The organism is uncultured Mucilaginibacter sp. (assembly GCF_903913935.1).
Lineage (GTDB): Bacteria > Bacteroidota > Bacteroidia > Sphingobacteriales > Sphingobacteriaceae > Mucilaginibacter.
Genome location: NZ_CAIWNH010000563.1, coordinates 1 through 2,000 on the forward strand (window position 1 = coordinate 1; position 2,000 = coordinate 2,000).

Annotated in this window: 3 protein-coding genes; all 3 read right to left on the bottom strand. The window is 39.8% G+C overall.

Annotated features, from left to right (window positions below; genetic code table 11):
- Nucleotides 1-279 precede the first annotated feature (279 nt).
- Nucleotides 280-597: a helix-turn-helix domain-containing protein gene (locus QZY09_RS22810; protein ID WP_295676526.1), complete on the bottom strand. Its 318-nt coding sequence runs from the start codon at nucleotides 595-597 to the stop codon at nucleotides 280-282.
- Between the two features lie 200 nt (nucleotides 598-797).
- Entirely contained in the window at nucleotides 798-1,298 is a 501-nt protein-coding gene (locus QZY09_RS22815; RefSeq protein WP_295676527.1) for a hypothetical protein, read from the bottom strand.
- A gap of 352 nt (nucleotides 1,299-1,650) precedes the next feature.
- Nucleotides 1,651-2,000: hypothetical protein (locus QZY09_RS22820; protein WP_295676528.1), on the bottom strand; the 350-nt coding region annotated here is incomplete at its 5' end.

Genomic DNA, 2,000 nt, shown 5'->3' on the forward strand with positions numbered 1-2,000 from the left:
AAAAGAAAAACCTGTTAAGATGTGGATAACGCTGCGCGTTACCCACATCTTAACAGGACAAACAAACAACAATAATGTACTATCTTTATTTATTAAAATCAGTCAACTTTTTTTAGGACAAGTCAACGCTACAAAATTTTAAAGATGACATTTATTAAATACCACAGCAACAACTACAAAAGGCCTGCGGATCTACCGTGAAATAACGATTGGTAAAAATCGAATCTGTCTTAAGTAAACGACATTGATCCGCACATCTGCACATCAAAAATCCGCATATCAAATCCTGCCCGGCGCCAAACCGTAAAGCTTTTTAAACGCGAACGAGAGGTGCGACAAATCCTCAAAGCCTACATCTATATAAACATCCGATGGCGCTTTGCCTTTTTCTTTGATCAGGTAATGCGCTTCCTGCAACCGCCGGTGTTGCAGCCAGCGGCCGGGCGTGGTGTTGAACAGTTTTTCAAAGTCGCGTTTTAATGTAGCCAGGCTCCGGCCGGTTAAATAGGCGAAGCGATTGAATTCCACGTTAAAGTGGAAGTTTTTATTCATAAAGGCCTCCAGGTCTATTTTGCCCGGTTCGCTGAAATCAAACAAAACATCCTTTAATTCGGGGTTTACTTTTAGTAACAGCAGTATAGCTTCCTTTTGCTTATTGGCGACCAGAACATCATTAACAGTAATTTCCGGTATAATTAAAAAGCCCTCCCCTGCGTCAATAAAAAACTCCAGGAAAGAGCTTCAATTAACGCTCCTTTATGCGATAAATTTAACGAGCCGTTATTGCATCAAATTACTTACAAAGAGATATCAGTAACGCGTTGAATTTCCTCTACCTGTTCTTCTTCAATCCGGGCCAGCACAAGGTGCGCACCTACTTTTAAATTTACCACCCAAATACTCCGGGTGTACTGGTTCACGTGAATCGCAGTAAGGATTTTTCCATCCGGATATTTTTCGTTTACAAAGCCGCGAATATCATTTGGCATACTGACAGTATTAACCAGATAACCAATGTGATAAATAAGGTTACCTTTTTTGTTATACAAAGCATTATTTCTCTGCTCTACGGTCATAAACTTAACCAGGTAATTCTGATCCATCTTGTACCAGCGCGGGCTAATAGCATTTTTAAAGTCGGTAGTAAATGCTTTGGCTACAGCCTTAGTGACAAGTGAATTACTGCGGATAACAACTTCGTTAAGCGTATCGATTTTAGTTACCTGCCCAAAAGAATTTTGAATAAAAAAGAACACTAACATCACTGTAGTGATCCGGAAAATGATTTTAATTTTCATATCTATGATTTTTAATAAACTGGTCGAATATCGGGGGCAATTGTATTGCAGCAAATGATTCCAGTCACATAAAAAACTGATCCCTGATATTATAGTTTAACATTTACACCACATAGTAAAACCAGGGCTAGCCAGCTTCCGGCGGTATTTGTAAAATATCGTTTTTTAAGTGCAGGGCTAAACTTTCCATAAAATGAATAAATGAGCTCCGGCATCCGTTTGATTGATAATATCGTTGAGTTTGAATCATTAAAAATCCCCCTCTGCTGGTCGCTAACGACTTTTTAGAGGGGGATAAAAATCAGGCTTTCCAACCTGATTAACAACCTTTCCGGGTATTGCTAGGGGTTTTTTATTCAAGCGTATCGGTCAACCGTTGTACTTCATCCACCTGTTCATCTTCCACTCTCGCTAAAACCCAGTCTTTTCCTGATTTTAAATTCACGACCCAAATATCCCTCATGTCTTGTTCAACATGGATCGCAGTCAGCACCATCTCATCGGTGTATTTGTTGTTTACCAGGCCCCTTATTTCGGCGGGCAGATCATGCCCTCTCATATAAGTGATGTGATAAAGCTGGGCGCCTTTTTTATCATAAAGCGCATTGTTTTTTTGATTTTTTGAGAGAAACTTCACAAGGAAATTTTTATCCAGCCTATACCAGCGCGGGCCTATCGCTTCCCTGAAATCTTTTGTGAATG